This is a genomic window from Rhizobium sp. CAU 1783 (genome assembly GCF_054551725.1).
Genome location: NZ_JBTOLM010000004.1, coordinates 1 through 16750, shown reverse-complemented (window position 1 = coordinate 16750; position 16750 = coordinate 1). Strand labels below are relative to the sequence as shown.

General features: G+C 63.0%; 13 protein-coding genes. 7 read left to right on the top strand and 6 right to left on the bottom strand.

The window, feature by feature from the left end; translation table 11 throughout:
* Positions 1-10: 10 nt before the first annotated feature.
* Positions 11-619 carry an imidazoleglycerol-phosphate dehydratase HisB gene (hisB, locus tag ACX93L_RS16535; protein ID WP_459406239.1) on the bottom strand — a complete coding sequence of 203 codons (609 nt, stop codon included), beginning with the start codon at positions 617-619 and terminating at the stop codon, positions 11-13.
* 191 nt (positions 620-810) lie between these two features.
* Between hisB and hslV the strand changes: the two genes are divergently transcribed.
* The 6 genes from hslV to ACX93L_RS16505 all read left to right on the top strand — a co-directional run bounded on the left by hslV (position 811) and on the right by ACX93L_RS16505 (position 9603).
* Complete coding sequence (gene hslV / locus ACX93L_RS16530) at positions 811-1338, top strand: ATP-dependent protease subunit HslV (protein ID WP_169593033.1); 528 nt, start codon at positions 811-813, stop codon at positions 1336-1338.
* A gap of 32 nt (positions 1339-1370) precedes the next feature.
* Positions 1371-2678, top strand: coding sequence for an ATP-dependent protease ATPase subunit HslU (hslU, locus tag ACX93L_RS16525; RefSeq protein WP_459405846.1), 1308 nt, complete (start codon positions 1371-1373; stop codon positions 2676-2678).
* 179 nt (positions 2679-2857) lie between these two features.
* The gene (locus ACX93L_RS16520) at positions 2858-3769 is read left to right on the top strand and encodes a DUF1402 family protein (RefSeq protein WP_459406238.1); all 912 of its coding nucleotides are present in this window, start codon (positions 2858-2860) and stop codon (positions 3767-3769) included.
* A gap of 39 nt (positions 3770-3808) precedes the next feature.
* Entirely contained in the window at positions 3809-5227 is a 1419-nt protein-coding gene (locus tag ACX93L_RS16515) for a cytochrome P450 (RefSeq protein ID WP_459405845.1), read from the top strand.
* Positions 5228-5316: 89 nt separating this feature from the next.
* Complete coding sequence (locus tag ACX93L_RS16510; RefSeq protein WP_459405844.1) at positions 5317-7320, top strand: hydantoinase/oxoprolinase N-terminal domain-containing protein; 2004 nt, start codon at positions 5317-5319, stop codon at positions 7318-7320.
* Positions 7321-7431: 111 nt separating this feature from the next.
* Complete coding sequence (locus tag ACX93L_RS16505) at positions 7432-9603, top strand: malate synthase G (RefSeq protein ID WP_459405843.1); 2172 nt, start codon at positions 7432-7434, stop codon at positions 9601-9603.
* A 73-nt stretch (positions 9604-9676) separates the two neighbouring features.
* Here the strand turns inward: ACX93L_RS16505 and ACX93L_RS16500 are convergent, their stop codons facing one another.
* Positions 9677-10339: a L,D-transpeptidase gene (locus tag ACX93L_RS16500; protein WP_169593017.1), complete on the bottom strand. Its 663-nt coding sequence runs from the start codon at positions 10337-10339 to the stop codon at positions 9677-9679.
* A 177-nt stretch (positions 10340-10516) separates the two neighbouring features.
* Between ACX93L_RS16500 and ACX93L_RS16495 the strand changes: the two genes are divergently transcribed.
* Positions 10517-11002, top strand: a complete 486-nt coding sequence (locus ACX93L_RS16495) for an MmcB family DNA repair protein (protein ID WP_459405842.1) — start codon at positions 10517-10519, stop codon at positions 11000-11002.
* Between the two features lie 2 nt (positions 11003-11004).
* Here the strand turns inward: ACX93L_RS16495 and ACX93L_RS16490 are convergent, their stop codons facing one another.
* From ACX93L_RS16490 to lhpI, 4 genes are all read right to left on the bottom strand, one after another.
* A complete protein-coding gene (locus tag ACX93L_RS16490) occupies positions 11005-11571 on the bottom strand; it encodes an ActR/PrrA/RegA family redox response regulator transcription factor (protein WP_459406237.1) in 567 nt (188 codons plus the stop codon).
* 104 nt (positions 11572-11675) lie between these two features.
* Positions 11676-12980, bottom strand: coding sequence for an ActS/PrrB/RegB family redox-sensitive histidine kinase (locus tag ACX93L_RS16485; RefSeq protein WP_459405841.1), 1305 nt, complete (start codon positions 12978-12980; stop codon positions 11676-11678).
* 30 nt (positions 12981-13010) lie between these two features.
* A complete protein-coding gene (hrpB, locus tag ACX93L_RS16480) occupies positions 13011-15473 on the bottom strand; it encodes an ATP-dependent helicase HrpB (protein ID WP_459405840.1) in 2463 nt (820 codons plus the stop codon).
* Positions 15473-16435: a bifunctional Delta(1)-pyrroline-2-carboxylate/Delta(1)-piperideine-2-carboxylate reductase gene (gene lhpI / locus ACX93L_RS16475; protein ID WP_459405839.1), complete on the bottom strand. Its 963-nt coding sequence runs from the start codon at positions 16433-16435 to the stop codon at positions 15473-15475. Before lhpI ends, hrpB begins: the two co-directional genes overlap by 1 nt.
* Positions 16436-16750: the final 315 nt, after the last annotated feature.

The following is a 16750-nucleotide window of genomic DNA, read 5'->3' as shown; positions in this document are numbered from 1 at the left end:
CGGCCCGGTCTCAGACGAGGGTGCCCTTGGTCGAGGGAACGCGGCTTGCCTGGCGCGGGTCGATTTCGACCGCGCTGCGCAGGGCACGCGCCACCGCCTTGAAGCAGGTTTCGGCGATATGGTGATTGTTCGCGCCGTAATGATTGAGCACATGCAGGGTTATCCCGGCATTCTGGGCGAGTGCCTGGAAGAATTCGCGGACCAGTTCGGTGTCGAATGTCCCGATCTTCGGTGCGCTGAAGGCGACGTTCCAGACGAGGAAAGGCCGGCCCGACACGTCGATCGCCGCCTTGGTCATCGTCTCGTCCATAGCGAGATCGATCGAAGCGTAGCGGGTGATGCCGCGGCGGTTGCCGAGCGCCTTGGATATCGCCTGGCCGATCGCGATGCCGGTATCCTCGACCGTGTGATGATCGTCGATATGCAGGTCGCCCTTGACGTCGATTTCCATGTCGATGAGCGAATGTCGGCTGAGCTGATCCAGCATGTGGTCGAAAAAGCCGACGCCCGTTGAAATCTTCGCGGCGCCGGTGCCGTCGAGATTGACGGATACCGAAACGGAGGTTTCGTTGGTCTTGCGCGAAATGCTTCCCGCGCGCTGGATCGTCGTTTCGCCCATCAGGGTCTGCTCCATGCCTTGATCAGGGGGTTCCTTATCAGGCGGTCCGGTAAATATCCAGCAAAAGCAGGCCTGCTTTGCCGCATTGCGTCATGAGATTGCATTCGCCGCGCGCCAACTTACATAGGATCCAACGGCGCGCCAAAGCGCATCCAATCGAAAGCCCGTGTCGCGGGCCAACAGGTGCCTCAATGACGACGATTATTACAGTACGCAAGGGCGGAAAGGTCATCATGGCCGGTGACGGACAGGTGAGCCTCGGCCAGACCGTGATGAAGGGCAATGCCCGCAAGGTCCGCCGTATCGGCAAGGGCGACGTGATCACAGGCTTCGCCGGCGCGACCGCGGATGCCTTCACGCTGCTCGAGCGGCTCGAAAAGAAGCTGGAACAGTATCCGGGCCAGCTGATGCGTGCGGCCGTCGAACTTGCCAAGGACTGGCGTACCGACAAGTACCTGCGCAATCTCGAAGCCATGATGCTCGTGGCGGACAAATCGATTACGCTCGCGATCACCGGCAACGGCGATGTGCTCGAACCGGAGCACGGAACCATGGCGATCGGCTCCGGCGGCAACTATGCCTTTGCGGCGGCACGGGCTTTGATGGACAGCGACAAGTCGGCGGAAGAAATCGCCCGGCAGGCCATGGCGATCGCCGCCGAGATCTGCGTCTATACGAATGACAACATCGTCGTCGAGACACTCGACAGCGAGAACTGAGCCCCTTCCTGGACCTGACTGGAACAACCGCTATGACGACCTTTTCTCCCCGCGAGATCGTTTCCGAACTCGACCGTTTCATTATCGGGCAGCACGAAGCAAAGCGCGCCGTGGCCATCGCGTTGCGCAACCGGTGGCGGCGCCAGCAGCTCGACGAGAGCCTTCGTGACGAGGTGATGCCGAAGAACATTCTGATGATCGGCCCGACCGGTGTCGGCAAGACCGAAATTTCGCGTCGCCTGGCGAAGCTCGCTGGTGCTCCCTTCATCAAGGTGGAGGCGACCAAGTTCACCGAGGTCGGCTATGTCGGCCGCGACGTCGAGCAGATCATCCGCGATCTGGTCGAGGTAGGCATCGGCTTGGTGCGCGAAAAGAAGCGTGCCGAGGTTCAGGCCAAGGCCCATGCCGGCGCCGAGGAACGCGTGCTCGATGCGCTTGTCGGTTCCACGGCCTCGCCCGCGACCCGTGACAGCTTCCGCAAGAAGCTTCGGGACGGCCTGCTGGATGACAAGGAGATCGACATCGAGATCGCCGACAGCGGCAATGGAATGCCGGGTTTCGAGATCCCGGGCGTTCCTGGCGGCAATGTCGGCATCCTCAACCTGTCGGAAATGTTCGGCAAGGCCATGGGCGGTCGGACCAAGAAGGTGCGCACCACCGTCAAGGCCTCCTATGCCGACCTGATCCGCGACGAGTCTGACAAGCTGATCGACAATGAGGTGATCCAGCGCGAGGCGGTGCGTTCGGTCGAGAACGACGGCATCGTGTTCCTCGACGAAATCGACAAGATTGCCGCGCGCGATGGCGGCGTGGGTGCCGGCGTCTCCCGTGAGGGCGTCCAGCGCGATCTGCTGCCGCTGGTCGAAGGGACCACGGTTTCGACGAAGTATGGTCCGGTGAAAACGGATCATGTCCTCTTTATCGCATCCGGCGCTTTCCATGTCTCGAAGCCGTCCGACCTCTTGCCCGAATTGCAGGGCCGTCTGCCGATCCGCGTCGAACTGAAGCCGCTCACCAAGGAAGACTTCCGACGGATCCTGACGGAGACCGAAGCAAGCCTGATCCGGCAATACAAGGCGCTGATGGCAACCGAGGAACTTGACCTCGAATTCACCGAGGACGCAATCGATGCGTTGGCAGACGTTGCGGTCAAGCTCAACACCTCGGTCGAGAACATCGGCGCCCGCCGCCTCCAGACGGTGATGGAGCGCGTGCTGGATGACATCTCGTTCAACGCTCCCGACCGGGGCGGTTCGGCCGTCATGATCGATTCCGACTATGTGCGCGAGCATGTCGGGGGAATCGCCGCCGACGCCGACCTATCGCGCTATATTCTGTGACCGAGACCTAAAAAAGCGCGCATTTGCTGCTGGAATGCCGCGCTTGTGACGGAAAGCGAGGTCGACAAGGGCGGCCTCGCTTCTGTATGCATTGCGCCCATAAGGCAAAGTCGAAGTTCAGATCTGGGGACACAGGTATCGTGCGGTCTTTTACTCGGGCATTCATCTTCGCGCTCGTCATGCTCGCTCCGGTCGGAGCCGATGCAGGATCGGTGCGCATCGTTCCCGAGGGCAACCGCCATGCCGAACAGCCACCGATTCCCGGTGCGTCGGTCCGCCGGACCAAGGCAGGAAAGACGACGTTCGACCTGAAGTTCGAAAAGGTACGCGATCTCCTCGCGACCGACGAACGCCTGCGTTCCAAGATCAGGAAGACGGCATCGGCATACGGGATCGACCCGATCCACATGGTCGGCGCTATCGTCGGCGAGCACACTTTTAACGTCGACGCCTATGACAGTCTGCAGAGCTACTACGTGAAAGCGGCGTCCTATGCAGGCAGCAGCTTCCGCTTCGCCTATGAAGGCGAGGATATTGCTGATTTTGTCACGCGCCCGGAGTTCTCCGAATGCGCCGGGATCGATGATTCCTATCTGCTCTGGTCCTGTCGTGAAGATGTCTGGCAGAAGACGTTCCGCGGTCATACCGTTGGCGGCAAGTCCTACCCGAACAACCGGTTCAGTGCGGTGTTCTTCCAGCCCTTCTATGCCGGCCAGACCTTCGGCCTCGGCCAGATTAATCCTCTGACCGCCCTGATGCTGACCGATCTGGTGCATGACCGGTCCGGTTACGAGAAACTCGACGTGACCGACGCGGCAGGCGTTTACAAGGCCATCATGGAACCCGATGTCTCGCTTGCCTACATGGCGGCCGCGCTGCGCAAGGCGATTGATGACTATCGTTCGATTGCCGGCATGGACATTTCCGGAAATCCCGGATTGACCGCCACCCTGTTCAATGTCGGGAATTCGCGCGAGCGTGCCCAGGCCTTGGCCCGGCGCAATGCCGGCGGTGGCTCGACCTGGCCGGAAGAGAACTATTACGGATGGTTGATCAACGACCGTCTGGACGAACTCAAGGGCCTGCTCTGACGAAGGTTCGCACAGAGCGGCCGCCGCGGGAGCGGAGACATGGCAGCTGTCGACGGTCTTGATCGCTTTGAACCCCCGGCGCCGGTGCCACGCACGGTGCCGCCGTCGCGCCTTGAGATCATCAGGACCGTTCTGCGCAATCCGCTCGAACTTTGGGGCGAGCCCTCCTACACCTTGCCCTGGATCGAGACACGTTTCTTTGGCCGCACGACGCTGATCGTCAATGATCCGGAGCTCATTCGCCATGTGCTCGTGGAAAACTCGACGAACTATCCGATGGACGAGATCCGCCAGCTCGTCCTGCGTCCGATCCTTCGCGACGGACTGCTGACCGCGGAAGGCGATGTCTGGAAGCGTTCCCGCAAGGCGATGGCTCCGGTCTTTACGCCGCGGCACGCGCGTGGATTTGCCCGGCAGATGCTCGAGCAGAGCGAGGCGTTCGCGGCCCGATACGAGACTACCGATCCCGATGGACTGGTTCGTGACATCTCGGTCGACATGACGGAACTCACCTACTTGATCCTCGCCGAGACACTTTTCTCCGGTGAGATCGTTGCGGACAATGGTGACATCGCCGGCGATGTCGAAGCACTCCTTCATCACATGGGTCGTATCGATGTGCTCGATCTCTTGAGAGCGCCGCGCTGGTTGCCGCGCTTGAGTCGTATCAGAGGGTACCGCGTGCTGCGCAAGTTCCGCTCCGTGGTCCGCAAGACCATGGATGCCAGAAGATCCGCCATGACGGATACCCGGGCGAATTTGCCGCGCGACTTCCTGACATTGTTGCTAGACATCGAAGGGCCGCAGGGTCTCACCTCCGCCGAGATAGAGGACAACATCCTCACTTTCATCGGCGCCGGTCACGAGACGACCGCGCGGGCCTTGTCATGGACGCTTTATTGCGTCGCCCACAGCCCCGCCGTTCGTGACGGCATGGAGGCCGAGATCGATGACGTCCTCGCGGCGGGTGCTGACCCGGTCGAATGGATCGATCGGATGCCTTTGGTCCGCGCGGCTTTCGAGGAAGCCTTGCGCCTCTATCCGCCCGCTCCGTCCATCAACCGGCAGGCGTTCGCCGACGATCGTTTCGTGGCGTCCAACGGAAAGACCATCGATATCCGCAAGGGAACGACCGTTCTCATCATGCCCTGGACGCTGCATCGCCACGCACTTCATTGGGAAAATCCGCGGGCCTTCGATCCGTCGCGCTTCCTGCCGGAGAATCGTGAGCGGATCGGCCGGTTTCAGTATCTGCCCTTTGGCGCCGGGCCGCGTGTCTGTATCGGCGCGACCTTTGCGCTCCAGGAGGCCGTGATCGCGCTTGCCGTTCTGATGCGGCGTTTTCGTTTCTCGGTGACGAACGAAACTCGGCCATGGCCGGTGCAGAAGCTGACCACCCAGCCGGGTGGCGGCCTTCCGATGCGGGTTCGTCCACGGGGTGTTGCGACACCACAATAATTGCCGTTTGTCAGCTAGTGTGCTCACGACATCCCGTGCGATAAGCTCTTCCGAACACTTCCTCTTTCCAGAAATTCCGAGGCTGCCGCGTGACACTTCATTACCTGCTGGGCATCGATACCGGTGGCACTTATACGGATGCCGTGCTCTACAGCGAAACGGCAGGTATTCTTGCCAAGGCCAAGGCTCTGACGACGCGGCATGACCTTTCCGTCGGCATCGGTGAGGCGTTGGAAAACGTGCTTGAGTCGTCCGGCATCACCGCAGAAGCAATCAGTCTCGTCTCCCTTTCCACCACGCTTGCCACCAACGCGCTCGTGGAGGGGCAGGGCGGACGTGCCGGTCTGGTCATGATCGGTTTCGGACCGGACGACCTGAAGCGGGACGGGCTTGCCGAAGCCGTCGGCACCGACCCCGTCATCTATCTGCCCGGCGGCCACGACGTACACGGCAACGAGACACCGCTCGATCTTGGCGCGCTCGAAGAGGCTTTGCCGCTGCTGCAACAGGGTGTCTCTTCCTTCGCAGTTGCCGGTTACTTCGCGGTTCGCAATCCGGCCCATGAAATCCGTGTCCGTGATTTCCTTCGCGAAAACTGCCACCTGCCGGTGACCTGTAGCCACGAATTGTCGTCCAAGCTGGGCGGTCCGCGCCGGGCGCTCACCACGCTGCTCAATGCGCGCCTAGTCTCGATGATCGACCGGCTGGTCGGCGCCTGCGAGGATTTCCTGCGTCGCCGGGGCATCGATGCGCCGCTGATGGTGGTGCGGGGGGACGGCGCGCTGATCTCCGCGGCGGAGGCGAGGCTGAGGCCGATCGAGACGATCCTGTCTGGGCCGGCAGCAAGCCTAGTCGGCGCCCGGCATCTCACCGGTCTCGATGATGCCGTGGTCTCCGACATTGGCGGCACGACAACGGACGTGGCGATCATGGAGAAGGGACGCCCGCGGCTCGATGCCGAGGGGGCCGTCGTCGGCGGCTATCGCACGATGGTCGAGGCTGTCGCGATGCGCACCTATGGGCTCGGGGGCGACTCGGAAGTCCGGATCAACGATCGCGGTCTCGTGGCGCGCATGGAGCTAGGGCCGCGCCGTCTGGTTCCGCTGAGCCTCGCAGCGGCCCTGCATGGGGTGCAGGTTACCGAGATACTCGAGCGCCAGTTGCGCGCAACTCATGTCGGGCGCCATGACAGTCGTCTGGCAATCAGGACCGGTGTCCCCGATCACTTGGCGGCTGGCCTGCAGCCACAGGAGGCAGCGCTCTTCGCGCGCATCAGCAACGTGCCGGTGGCGCTCGAGCAGCTGTTGACCTCCACGCCGCAAAAGGCAACGCTCGACAGGCTCGTGGCGCGCGGCCTCGTTCACATCTGCGGCGTGACCCCATCGGATGCGATGCATGTGCTGGGCCGACAGGGCCAGTGGAACCGCGACGCGGCGGAGTTAGGACTGCGGCTCGCCATGCGCCAGAAAGACGGCACCGGTCAGCCGATTGCAGGCTCACCCGAGGAGCTTGCCGAGCGCATCGTCGCTCGCCTGACGCGCCAGTCGTCGGAAGTGATCCTTGCCGCGTGCCTGGCCGAGGACGGTATCGGCGACATCGATCCGTCCCGCTCGACGCTGATCGATCGCGCTTTGCGCCGGGAACGGGGTATCGTGCAATTCGGACTCTCGCTCGATCGCGCCTTGATCGGCCTTGGCGCATCCGCGCCTGTCTATTATCCGGCAATCGGCGAAATGCTCGCAGTTCCTTGCAAGGTGCCTGGCGACGCCGATGTGGCCAATGCGATCGGTGCCGTCGTCGGTCGCATCCGCTCCACGGTGACGGTGTTTGTGACAGTGCCCGAAGAGGGTGTCTTCGTGGTTTCCGGAGCCGGGGAGAACATGCGTTTCTCGGACGAGGAAAAGGCCTTCGCCACGGCGCGGCGGCGCGCGACGGAGGCCGCCCTGGCCCATGCCCGAGACAGCGGTGCGGACGATGCAGCCGTCTCCGTGGTCGAGGAAATCGACGCCCCGCAGATCGAGGGCAATCGCAAGCTGGTCGAGGCGCGTTTCATAGCCACTGCCAGCGGCAGACCGCGGATGGTGCACGACTGACCTTTTCCAATTCGTGAAAAATCTTTGTAATTTGTGCTCGATTGACAATGAATGAGAACGGATCATTGTCGCAACATCGAAATACAGCTGGAATTTGCGAGGAAAAATACAATGAGCCGGATCGAACTGCACGGGCTTTCAATCGACCGGGAGCTGCACAGTTTCCTGATCGAACAGGCCATTCCGGGGACCGGCGTGAACGCCGACGCCTTTTTCTCGGGCTTTTCGGCAATCGTCCACGATCTCGCGCCGAAGAACCGCGCGCTTCTCGCAAAGCGAGACGACCTTCAGGCCCGGATCGATGCCTGGTATCGCGAGAACGGCGCACCGGTTGATATGGACGTCTACGAGGCCTTCCTGCGGGAGATCGGTTACCTCCTTCCCGAAGGCGGCGAGGTCAAGGTTTCGACCTCGAATGTCGACGCCGAGATCGCCGAGATCGCCGGCCCGCAGCTCGTCGTTCCCGTCATGAATGCGCGCTATGCCTTGAACGCCGCCAACGCCCGCTGGGGATCGCTTTATGACGCCCTTTACGGCACGGACGCGATTTCCGAAGCGGATGGTGCCGAAAAGGGCAAGGGCTACAATCCGGTGCGGGGCGCGAAGGTCATCGCCTGGGGCCGCAAGCTTCTCGACGACTCGGCACCGCTCGCTGCGGGCAGCTGGAGCGACGTGGCAGCTCTGGCGGTCAAGTCCGGCGCTCTGTTCGTCACGCTTTCGGACGATGCCGTGACCGGGCTTTCCGATCCTGCGCAGCTTGCCGGTTATCGCGGCGGTGCCGACAGGCCGGAAGCCCTGCTGCTTCGCCGCAACGGCCTGCACATCGAGGTCGTGATCGACGCTGACGGCATGATCGGCAAGACGGATCCGGCAGGGATCAACGACCTCTGGCTCGAATCGGCGATCACCACGATCATGGACTGCGAGGATTCGGTTGCGGCGGTGGATGCCGAGGACAAGGTCGTCGTCTATGGAAACTGGCTCGGCCTGATGAAGGGTGACCTGACCGAAGAGGTCAGCAAGGGTGGCAAGACCTTCACACGTGCGCTGAACGCCGACAAGACGTTCAGCGCACCGGATGGTGGTTCGCTCGTCCTGCACGGCCGTTCGCTGATGCTGGTCCGCAACGTCGGCCACCTGATGACCAACCCGGCGATCCTGGATCGCGACGGCAATGAGATCCCGGAAGGCATCATGGATGCCGCGGTCACCGCGTTGATCGCTTTGCACGACATCGGTCCCAACGGCCGCCGGGCCAATTCCCGCAAGGGGTCGCTCTATGTCGTCAAGCCGAAGATGCATGGACCGGAAGAGGTCGCCTTCGCCTGCGAGATCTTTGCCCGTGTCGAGGCCCTCATCGGCATGGCCCCCAACACCATCAAGATGGGCATCATGGACGAGGAGCGTCGCACCACCGTCAACCTGAAGGAATGCATCCGTGCAGCGAAGGAACGCGTGGTGTTCATCAACACCGGCTTCCTCGACCGCACCGGCGACGAGATCCACACCTCGATGGAAGCCGGCCCGATGATTCGCAAGGGCGATATGAAGCAGGCCGCCTGGATCGCCGCCTACGAAAACTGGAATGTTGATATCGGCCTCGAATGCGGCCTTTCCGGCCACGCGCAGATCGGCAAGGGCATGTGGGCCATGCCCGACCTCATGGCCGCTATGCTCGAGCAGAAGATCGCTCACCCGAAGGCGGGCGCCAACACGGCCTGGGTGCCGTCGCCGACTGCGGCAACCTTGCATGCCACGCACTATCATCGCGTCAATGTCACTGAGGTTCAGGCCGGCCTGAAGAAGCGTGCGCGGGCCAGCCTGCGGGATATTCTCTCGGTTCCGGTCGCGCCGCGACCGAACTGGACGCCGGAGGAGATCCAGCGCGAACTCGACAACAATGCGCAAGGCATTCTTGGCTATGTCGTGCGCTGGGTCGATCAGGGCGTTGGTTGCTCGAAGGTTCCTGACATCAACAATGTCGGCCTGATGGAAGATCGCGCGACCTTGCGCATCTCCGCCCAGCACATGGCGAACTGGCTGCACCACGGCGTCGTCACCGAAGCCCAAATCCTCGAAACCATGAAGCGCATGGCCGAAGTCGTCGACCGTCAGAATGCCGATGATGCGGCTTACCGGCCCATGGCCCGGGATTTCAATGGTTCGATCGCCTTCCAGGCGGCTCTGGATCTGGTTCTGAAAGGTCGCGAACAGCCGAACGGCTATACCGAGCCGGTCCTTCATCGTCGCCGGCGCGAACTGAAGACCAGTTTGACGGCCTGAGCGAAACGGAAGGACAACGAAAAAAGCCGCCGGATCACTCCGGCGGCTTTCTTGTCTCGTTTCCCGAGAGACCTTACTGGATGACCACGACCTTGGCGTTCTTGCCCGGGCGGACGCGGTTATAGAGATCGATCACGTCCTGGTTCATCAGGCGGATGCAGCCCGAGGAGGCGGCGGTGCCGATGGAAGCCCATTCCGGGGTGCCGTGCAGGCGAAACAGCGTATCCTGGCCCTTTTCGTTGAAGAGGTACATGGCGCGCGCGCCCAGCGGATTGCGGATGCTCGGCCCCATGCCTTCTTCGACATACTTGGCCACTTCCGGCTTGCGGGCAGCCATTTCCTTCGGCGGATGCCAGGTCGGCCACGCCTGTTTCCAGGCGATATAGGCGGTACCGGACCATGCAAAGCCCTGTTTGCCGACGCCGATACCGTAACGCACCGCCTTGCCGTTCGGCAGTATATAATAAAGGAAACGTTCGCGGGTGTTCACGACAACCGTGCCGGCCTTTTCCGACGTCTGATAGGAGACGATCTGGCGGTGGAACTTCTTGTCGAGCTTGTTGATCGGGATCGCCGGAAGCGCGTAGCCGGCATCGGTCACGCTGCCGTAGGAATCCGTGAAGATCTTGGCCGTGGTCTCGGCTTCGGCAGTCTTCGTTTCGGTCGTGGTGGTGCAACCTGTCAGGGCGATCGTCGCGACGAGGCCGAACACAGTCAATGCATTGCGAAGGTGCATGGGAAACTCGTGTCTGTGGGCTAGGAGATGGTTCTCTCGACCATCTTTGATTATGGTTTATTTTTGATTAAACTCGGCTTTGCAAGTAGCGGGCAAAGGCTGAATGTCTTCGGCGCTGCAAAATGACTCCGCATTGTTTTTTTGCAACATGCGAACGGGTCGGTTTGGACAATATTCATGACGATTCTTTCGATCGCCGTAAACAATCCGTTAATCGACGGGCGTCAGTCCGATCGCGCCATGCTGGTGCGGCGCGGGGTGCAGATCCTGTTGCACGATATGCGTCTCGCCTTGCTTCCCGAACTGGCGCTCTCCAACGGCAGACGTGCCGACCTCGTGGGTTTGTCGGAGAAGGGCGAGATCTGGATCATCGAGATCAAGTCGTCGATCGAGGACTTTCGCGTCGATCGGAAATGGCCGGACTACCGGGCCTATTGTGACCGTCTGTTCTTTGCCACCCACCCGGAGGTGCCGCTGGATATCTTCCCCGAGGATTGCGGGCTGTTGTTGTCGGACGGTTACGGCGCCCATCTGGTGCGCGAGGCCCCCGAGCATCGTCTGGCCCCGGCGACTCGCAAGGCCGTGACGCTCGACTTCTCGCGGGCGGCTGCTCAGCGCCTGATGCTGGCCGAATGGGCTGCCCGCTCGCCGGGTCGCGACTAGGCTTATTTCGGGGCGCGCTTTGCCAGGATGCGCTGGAGTGTGCGCCGGTGCATGTTGAGACGGCGGGCCGTCTCGGAAACATTGCGCTCGCAGCTTTCATAGACCCGCTGGATATGCTCCCAGCGCACCCGGTCAGCCGACATCGGGTTTTCCGGGACGACCGCCTTTTCGCCCGGACGCTGCGTCAGCGCGAGGAAGATCTCGTCGGCATCTGCGGGTTTTGCCAGATAGTCCAGTGCGCCGAGTTTTACCGCCGTGACGGCCGTCGCGATGTTGCCGTAACCGGTAAGCACGATCACCCGCGTATCCGTTCGGTGCTGGCGGATGGCCTCAATGACGTCGAGGCCGTTGCCGTCGCCGAGTCTCAGGTCAACCACCGCAAACTTTGGTGGTACGGCCTTGGCCTTTGCGATCCCTTCGGCCACCGAGGCAGCCGTCTCTACCGTAAAGCCGCGGCTTTCCATGGCACGCGCCAGACGGCGCAGGAACGGGACGTCGTCGTCGACGATCAGGAGATTGGGGTCCGCGCCGATTGCCTCGTCCCCGCCCTTCTGCGCGCGGTCGGACATCTTCGGATCGGATGGAGATATGTCGGTCATGGCCAGGCATCCCAGCAGTATATCGAAAGGTCGCAAGTCGTTATGGCCACTAATGGCCGATGGGTAAAGTCATTTCAGGCCGGATTGCTCTCCATCCGATTGCGCGGCCAGATGATCTCGACGCGGGCGCCCGGCGTCTCAGGCCCGCGATTTTCGAAGCGCAGCCGTGCGCCGGAGCGTTCGAGCAGCGTCTTGGCGATAAACAGGCCGAGCCCCAGGCCACCTGCCTTGTCGTCCCGTTGACGGCTCGTCACATAGGGTTCACCGATCCTCTGCATCACGTCGGGCGAATAGCCCACCCCGTCGTCCTCGATCGTCACGACCACCCGCGAGGCATCGTGCTCGACCGTGACGACAACCTTCTCGCGGGCAAAATCGACTGCGTTCTCGATCAGGTTGCCGAGCCCGTAGAGGATACCGGCATTGCGCACCCCGACCGGTTCCCTGGCTCGGTCGGATTTCTCCACGAGTTCCAGCTTGATGCCGAATTCGCGATGGGGTGCCAGCACCTCCTCGATCAGCGAGGACAGCGGCAGACGGCGCATATGCGCCTCGCTCTCCGAGGGCAGTGTCGCGATCCTCTTCAGGATGTCGCGGCAGCGTTCGCTCTGGCTGCGCAGCAACTGGACGTCTTCGCCGAAGCGCTCGTCCTGGCCAAGTTCGCGCTCCATCTCCTTGGCGACGAGGCTGATCGTCGCCAAAGGAGTGCCCAACTCATGGGCGGCCGCGGCAGCCAGGCCGTCGAGCTGGGAGAGATGTTTCTCGCGTTGCAGCACAAGTTCGGTCGCCGAGAGAGCGTCGGCCAGCAGCGTCGCCTCTTGCGAAACCCGATAGGCGTAGAAGGCGGCGAAGGCCATCATCGAGGTAATGGCGACCCAGACGCCCACCTGCATGATCGGCTGCAGGAAGGGCGCATCGCCGCCGTACCACGGCAGAGGGTAGGGCGAGAAGGCCAGCGCTGAAACGAAGAGGACTGCAATGATGAAGAGCGCGACCGCGTGCCGCAGCGGCTGAGAGGCAAAGGAGATGATGACTGGCACGCAGATCAGCGGTGCAAATGGGTTGGCCAGTCCGCCGGTGATGTAGAGCAGGGCTGCGAGCTGCAGAAGGTCTAGGCTGAGGACGGCGAAGGCGGCGAGCGGCTCCAGTCGATAAGTCGGCGGAAAGCTTGCTGACAACACGAAGTTGGCGACCGCCAGGGCACCGATCAGAGCCGCGCAGGTCGTGAAGGGCACGGGGAACTCGAGCCAGAAGTCGACCAGGATGACCGTCAGGCTCTGTCCGGCCACGGCCAGCCATCTGAGCCAGACCAGCGTCTGCAGCCGCAGGCGTCGGCTCGAGGGTCCGAACTGGAGCGTTGCATCCGGCGTGGTGATCATCTGCGGCCTCTCGGTCTTTCTGTTGTTGCGTCACGTCCCGCGCGGCTTTGCGCGGGTGGTGGGCATGGCGTCGGCCGGATTGTCAGGCCAGGGATGCTTCGGATAGCGGCCGCGCATGTCGGCGCGCACATCTTTCCAGGAACCTGCCCAGAAGCCCGGCAGGTCCCTCGTCGTCTGAATGGGCCGATGGGCCGGCGAGGTCAACTCCAGGACGAGCGGCAGTTTGCCGCCACCGATCGCCGGGTGGGACTTGAGACCGAAGAGTTCCTGAACCCGGATAGAGAGAACCGGCTCGGCGCCGTCGTAGCGAATCGGATGGTTCTGTCCCGTCGGCGCTGTAAAATGCGTCGGGGCGAGGCGATCGAGTTCGCGCTGCAGCCCATGGGGAAGAAGAGCGGCCAATCCATCGGAAAGCGATGCAGCAGTGACGTCGTCGATGCTGCGCACGGTATGCTGGAACGGCGTGAACCAGGTGTCGAGTGACGCGATGAGCGCCTCGTCTGACATATCCGGCCAGGGATCTCCGATCGTGCGGTTGAGGAAACCGATGCGTTGTCGCAGCTGTTCCGCCGTCTTCGAGAAGGGCAGGCAGGTCAGCCCGAGTTGGCGCACGCCCTCGACCAGTGCCTCGGCCGACTGGGGTCCGGTCGGTCTGGCAAGTGGTGTCTCGTCGAGCACGATGGCCCCGAGCCGCGTGACGCGCCGGGCGCGCACCTGGCGGCTCGAAGCGTCGAAAAAGCACTCCTCCTGGCGCTGGATGGCCTCGGGCAGCAGGCATTCGATATCACTGCGACTGACTTCCGCGGCGGCAAGGACGCGCCCCTGGGCGGCCCGTCCGGTCAGGTCGGCGATCACCAGCATGTCGGCGCCTGCGAGCCTTTCGGTTTCCGGTATTTCGGCGCCGCGGCCATTGGCCATCACGAAGCGTCCCCGTGCCCCGCGACGCATCGCTATACGGTCGGGATAGGCATGAAGCAGCAACGGGCCGGCACCCATCGGGTTTTCGGCTCCTTTCGCGGCGCCGGCACTAAGCGCGAGCCGTTCGGCCAGCCTGCGTGCCGAGACGGCCCGCTCGCCGCCTTCCTGGCGAAAGCGCCGCAGCCGCTCCTCTATGTCGATGCCGGTTCCGCCCAGCCCCTGTTCGGTAAGCAGTACGGCAAGCTCCGCAGCCTGTCTGCCGGCGCCGGCACCCGATCCCGACAGCACCATGGCGCCGAGACGGACGGGAAGGCCGAGGTCGCGGATCTTTCGTCCGCTGGTCGTCATCGCGCCGGCGGCGTCCAAGGCGCCGATCAATTGAAGCAGGGCTTTGGCTTCGTTCCAGGCGACCTTGGGCGGCGGATCGATGAAGGAGAGGGATGCAGGATCGAGCACCCCCCAATGGGCCATGTCGAGCACGAGGTTCGACAGGTCACCCGCTAGGATTTCCGGGGGGGTGAAGGCCGGAAGTGCCGCCGTCTGGCCGGAATGCCAGAGCCTGATCGCAATTCCCGGTTCCGTGCGTCCGGCCCGTCCCGCCCGCTGGTCGGCCGATGCGCGGGAGACCTTTACCGTTTCCAGACGGGTAATACCGGTCGAGGGCTCGAACACCGGCAACCGCTGCAGGCCGCTGTCGATCACCACGCGAACACCGTCGATCGTGATCGAGGTTTCGGCGATGGACGTGGCAAGCACGATCTTGCGGTATCCATCAGGCGCGGGACGGATAGCCGCGTCCTGCTCCTTCTGGCCGAGATTGCCGTAGAGCGGCGCGATCAGCGTCGTCTGGTCGAAACGCCCGTCGAGCCGTTCTGCCACCCGCTTGATCTCGGCCTGGCCGGGCAGGAAGGCGAGGATCGAACCGCTCTCTGTCCTATGCGCCTCGACGATGGCCGCGGTGACCGCATCCTCGATCCGCTCGCCGCCGGGCCGGTCGCGATAGCGGATGTCGACCGGGAAGCTCCGGCCTTCGCTACGGACTACGGGCGCATAGACAAGCAGGGCAGCGATGCGCTCGATATCTAGGGTCGCGGACATCACCAGCAACCTGAGATCCGGCCGCAGCGCTGACTGGGTGTCGAGCGCCAGCGCCAGCCCGAAATCGGCGTCAAGCGAGCGTTCGTGAAATTCGTCGAACAGCACGGCCGCGACACCGGAAAGTTCCGGGTCATCAAGGATCATGCGGGCAAACACACCCTCGGTCACGACCTCGATGCGTGTGCGACCCGAAATCCGATTGTCGAGCCGCATGCGATAGCCCACGGTCTCCCCGACCGTCTCCCCGAGCAGGTTCGCCATACGGCTCGCGGCAGCGCGTGCGGCAAGCCGGCGGGGCTCGAGCAGGATGATCCTGCCGTCGCCGCGCCAGGTCTGGTCGAGCAGGTGAATCGGCACGATCGTCGTCTTGCCGGCGCCCGGAGGCGCCGACAGGATCGCCCGGTTCGCATTCGCGAGCGCCGCCGTCAACGCTGGCAGGCTCTCGGTGACCGGAAGGAAGGGCAGGGCTCTCGCCATCAGGCCTCCTGGCGCGCGAACGGCTCCATCGCTGTTTCGTAGGCGAGAATGGCGCCGGCGAGATCCTCGAGTGCGGCCCCGACGGACTTGAAGAGCGTGATCTCCTCGGCGCTGGTCCTGCCCGCGTGGCGCGCGACGGCGAGATCGAAGAGGTCGGCCCTGATGTCGGCCTCGGTAATAACGCCGGCCTTCAGGGGTTGAAGGATGTCGCCCGCCTCGCTCATCGCGCCGGCGCGGGTGTCGACGAACACGCTGGCGCGGCGCACGGCCTCGTCATCGCTTTCGCGCATGGTCGGCTTGAAGGCGCCGATCAGGTCGAGGTGGGCTCCGGGCTTCAGCCATGCCCCATGGACGAGCGGCTCATGGGAGAGCGTCGCGCAGGATATGATGTCGGCAGTGCGGACCGCGCTTTCGAGGTCGGTACGGACGGAAACCGCGAACCCGAGCGCGCGAGCATCCTCGGCGGTCTTTTGCGCATTGGCCGGGTTACGACCCCAGATCGAGATACGGCCGATCGGCCGGACCGCGGAATGCGCCTGGATGAGGTTGAGCGACAGGCGGCCGGTTCCGACGACCAGCAGGTCGGACGCGTCTTCGCGCGCCAGATACCGGGCCGCGAGCGCCGAGGTGGCCGCGGTTCGCCGCGCCGTCAGCTCGCCGCCGTCCACGACCGCGAGCATCCTGCCGGTCTTTCCCGATGACAGGATGTAGCTTCCGAAGATGGTGGGCAGGCCGCGCAAATGGTTGTCGGGGAATACCGAGACCAGCTTCACCCCTATATAGTCGCCCGGAACCCAGGCCGGCATCAGAAGCAGGGTCGCATCCGCCTCGCCGGGAACGGCGACATCGTGATGGTGACGGACCGGCATCACGCAGCTGCTGCGGAACATCCGTTCGATCGCATCAATGAGTTCGCCCCACTTCAGGGCCTGGGCGGTTTCGCCTTCGTGCAGGACGAGCATGTTGTTCTCCGTGTCGGTTTGGCGCCGACACTAGCAACTGCGCTGCCCCGTTCAAGCGAGAATCCGGCGTGGCGTCTGCGGAAGTGTGGCCCGGTACACGGGGATATGTCGTCTGTGCAGAATGGTGGTCAGAGCCGACGCCGCTGCCGTCCGTCTTTTGACCCTCATTCTGTCACCCTTTTGCCAAATGACTGGAATTTCCATTTCTTATCAATGGTTTGTTTGATTTTTGGATTTTTTACGACGGACGTTGTTGACATCTTTGTGGGGGTGGATCTATAACCCCGCTCACTGACGAGGGCGGCGGCGCTGCTG

Excerpts from the sequence above, each read along its gene's own strand:
- hisB (WP_459406239.1), bottom strand. The coding sequence starts at position 619 with ATGGGCGAAACGACGATCCAGCGCGCGGGAAGCATTTCGCGCAAGACC.
- hslV (WP_169593033.1), top strand. The coding sequence starts at position 811 with ATGACGACGATTATTACAGTACGCAAGGGCGGAAAGGTCATCATGGCC.
- hslU (WP_459405846.1), top strand. The coding sequence starts at position 1,371 with ATGACGACCTTTTCTCCCCGCGAGATCGTTTCCGAACTCGACCGTTTC.
- ACX93L_RS16520 (WP_459406238.1), top strand. The coding sequence starts at position 2,858 with ATGCTCGCTCCGGTCGGAGCCGATGCAGGATCGGTGCGCATCGTTCCC.
- ACX93L_RS16515 (WP_459405845.1), top strand. The coding sequence starts at position 3,809 with ATGGCAGCTGTCGACGGTCTTGATCGCTTTGAACCCCCGGCGCCGGTG.
- ACX93L_RS16505 (WP_459405843.1), top strand. The coding sequence starts at position 7,432 with ATGAGCCGGATCGAACTGCACGGGCTTTCAATCGACCGGGAGCTGCAC.
- ACX93L_RS16500 (WP_169593017.1), bottom strand. The coding sequence starts at position 10,339 with ATGCACCTTCGCAATGCATTGACTGTGTTCGGCCTCGTCGCGACGATC.
- ACX93L_RS16495 (WP_459405842.1), top strand. The coding sequence starts at position 10,517 with ATGACGATTCTTTCGATCGCCGTAAACAATCCGTTAATCGACGGGCGT.
- ACX93L_RS16490 (WP_459406237.1), bottom strand. The coding sequence starts at position 11,571 with ATGTCCGACCGCGCGCAGAAGGGCGGGGACGAGGCAATCGGCGCGGAC.
- ACX93L_RS16485 (WP_459405841.1), bottom strand. The coding sequence starts at position 12,980 with ATGATCACCACGCCGGATGCAACGCTCCAGTTCGGACCCTCGAGCCGA.
- hrpB (WP_459405840.1), bottom strand. The coding sequence starts at position 15,473 with ATGGCGAGAGCCCTGCCCTTCCTTCCGGTCACCGAGAGCCTGCCAGCG.
- lhpI (WP_459405839.1), bottom strand. The coding sequence starts at position 16,435 with ATGCTCGTCCTGCACGAAGGCGAAACCGCCCAGGCCCTGAAGTGGGGC.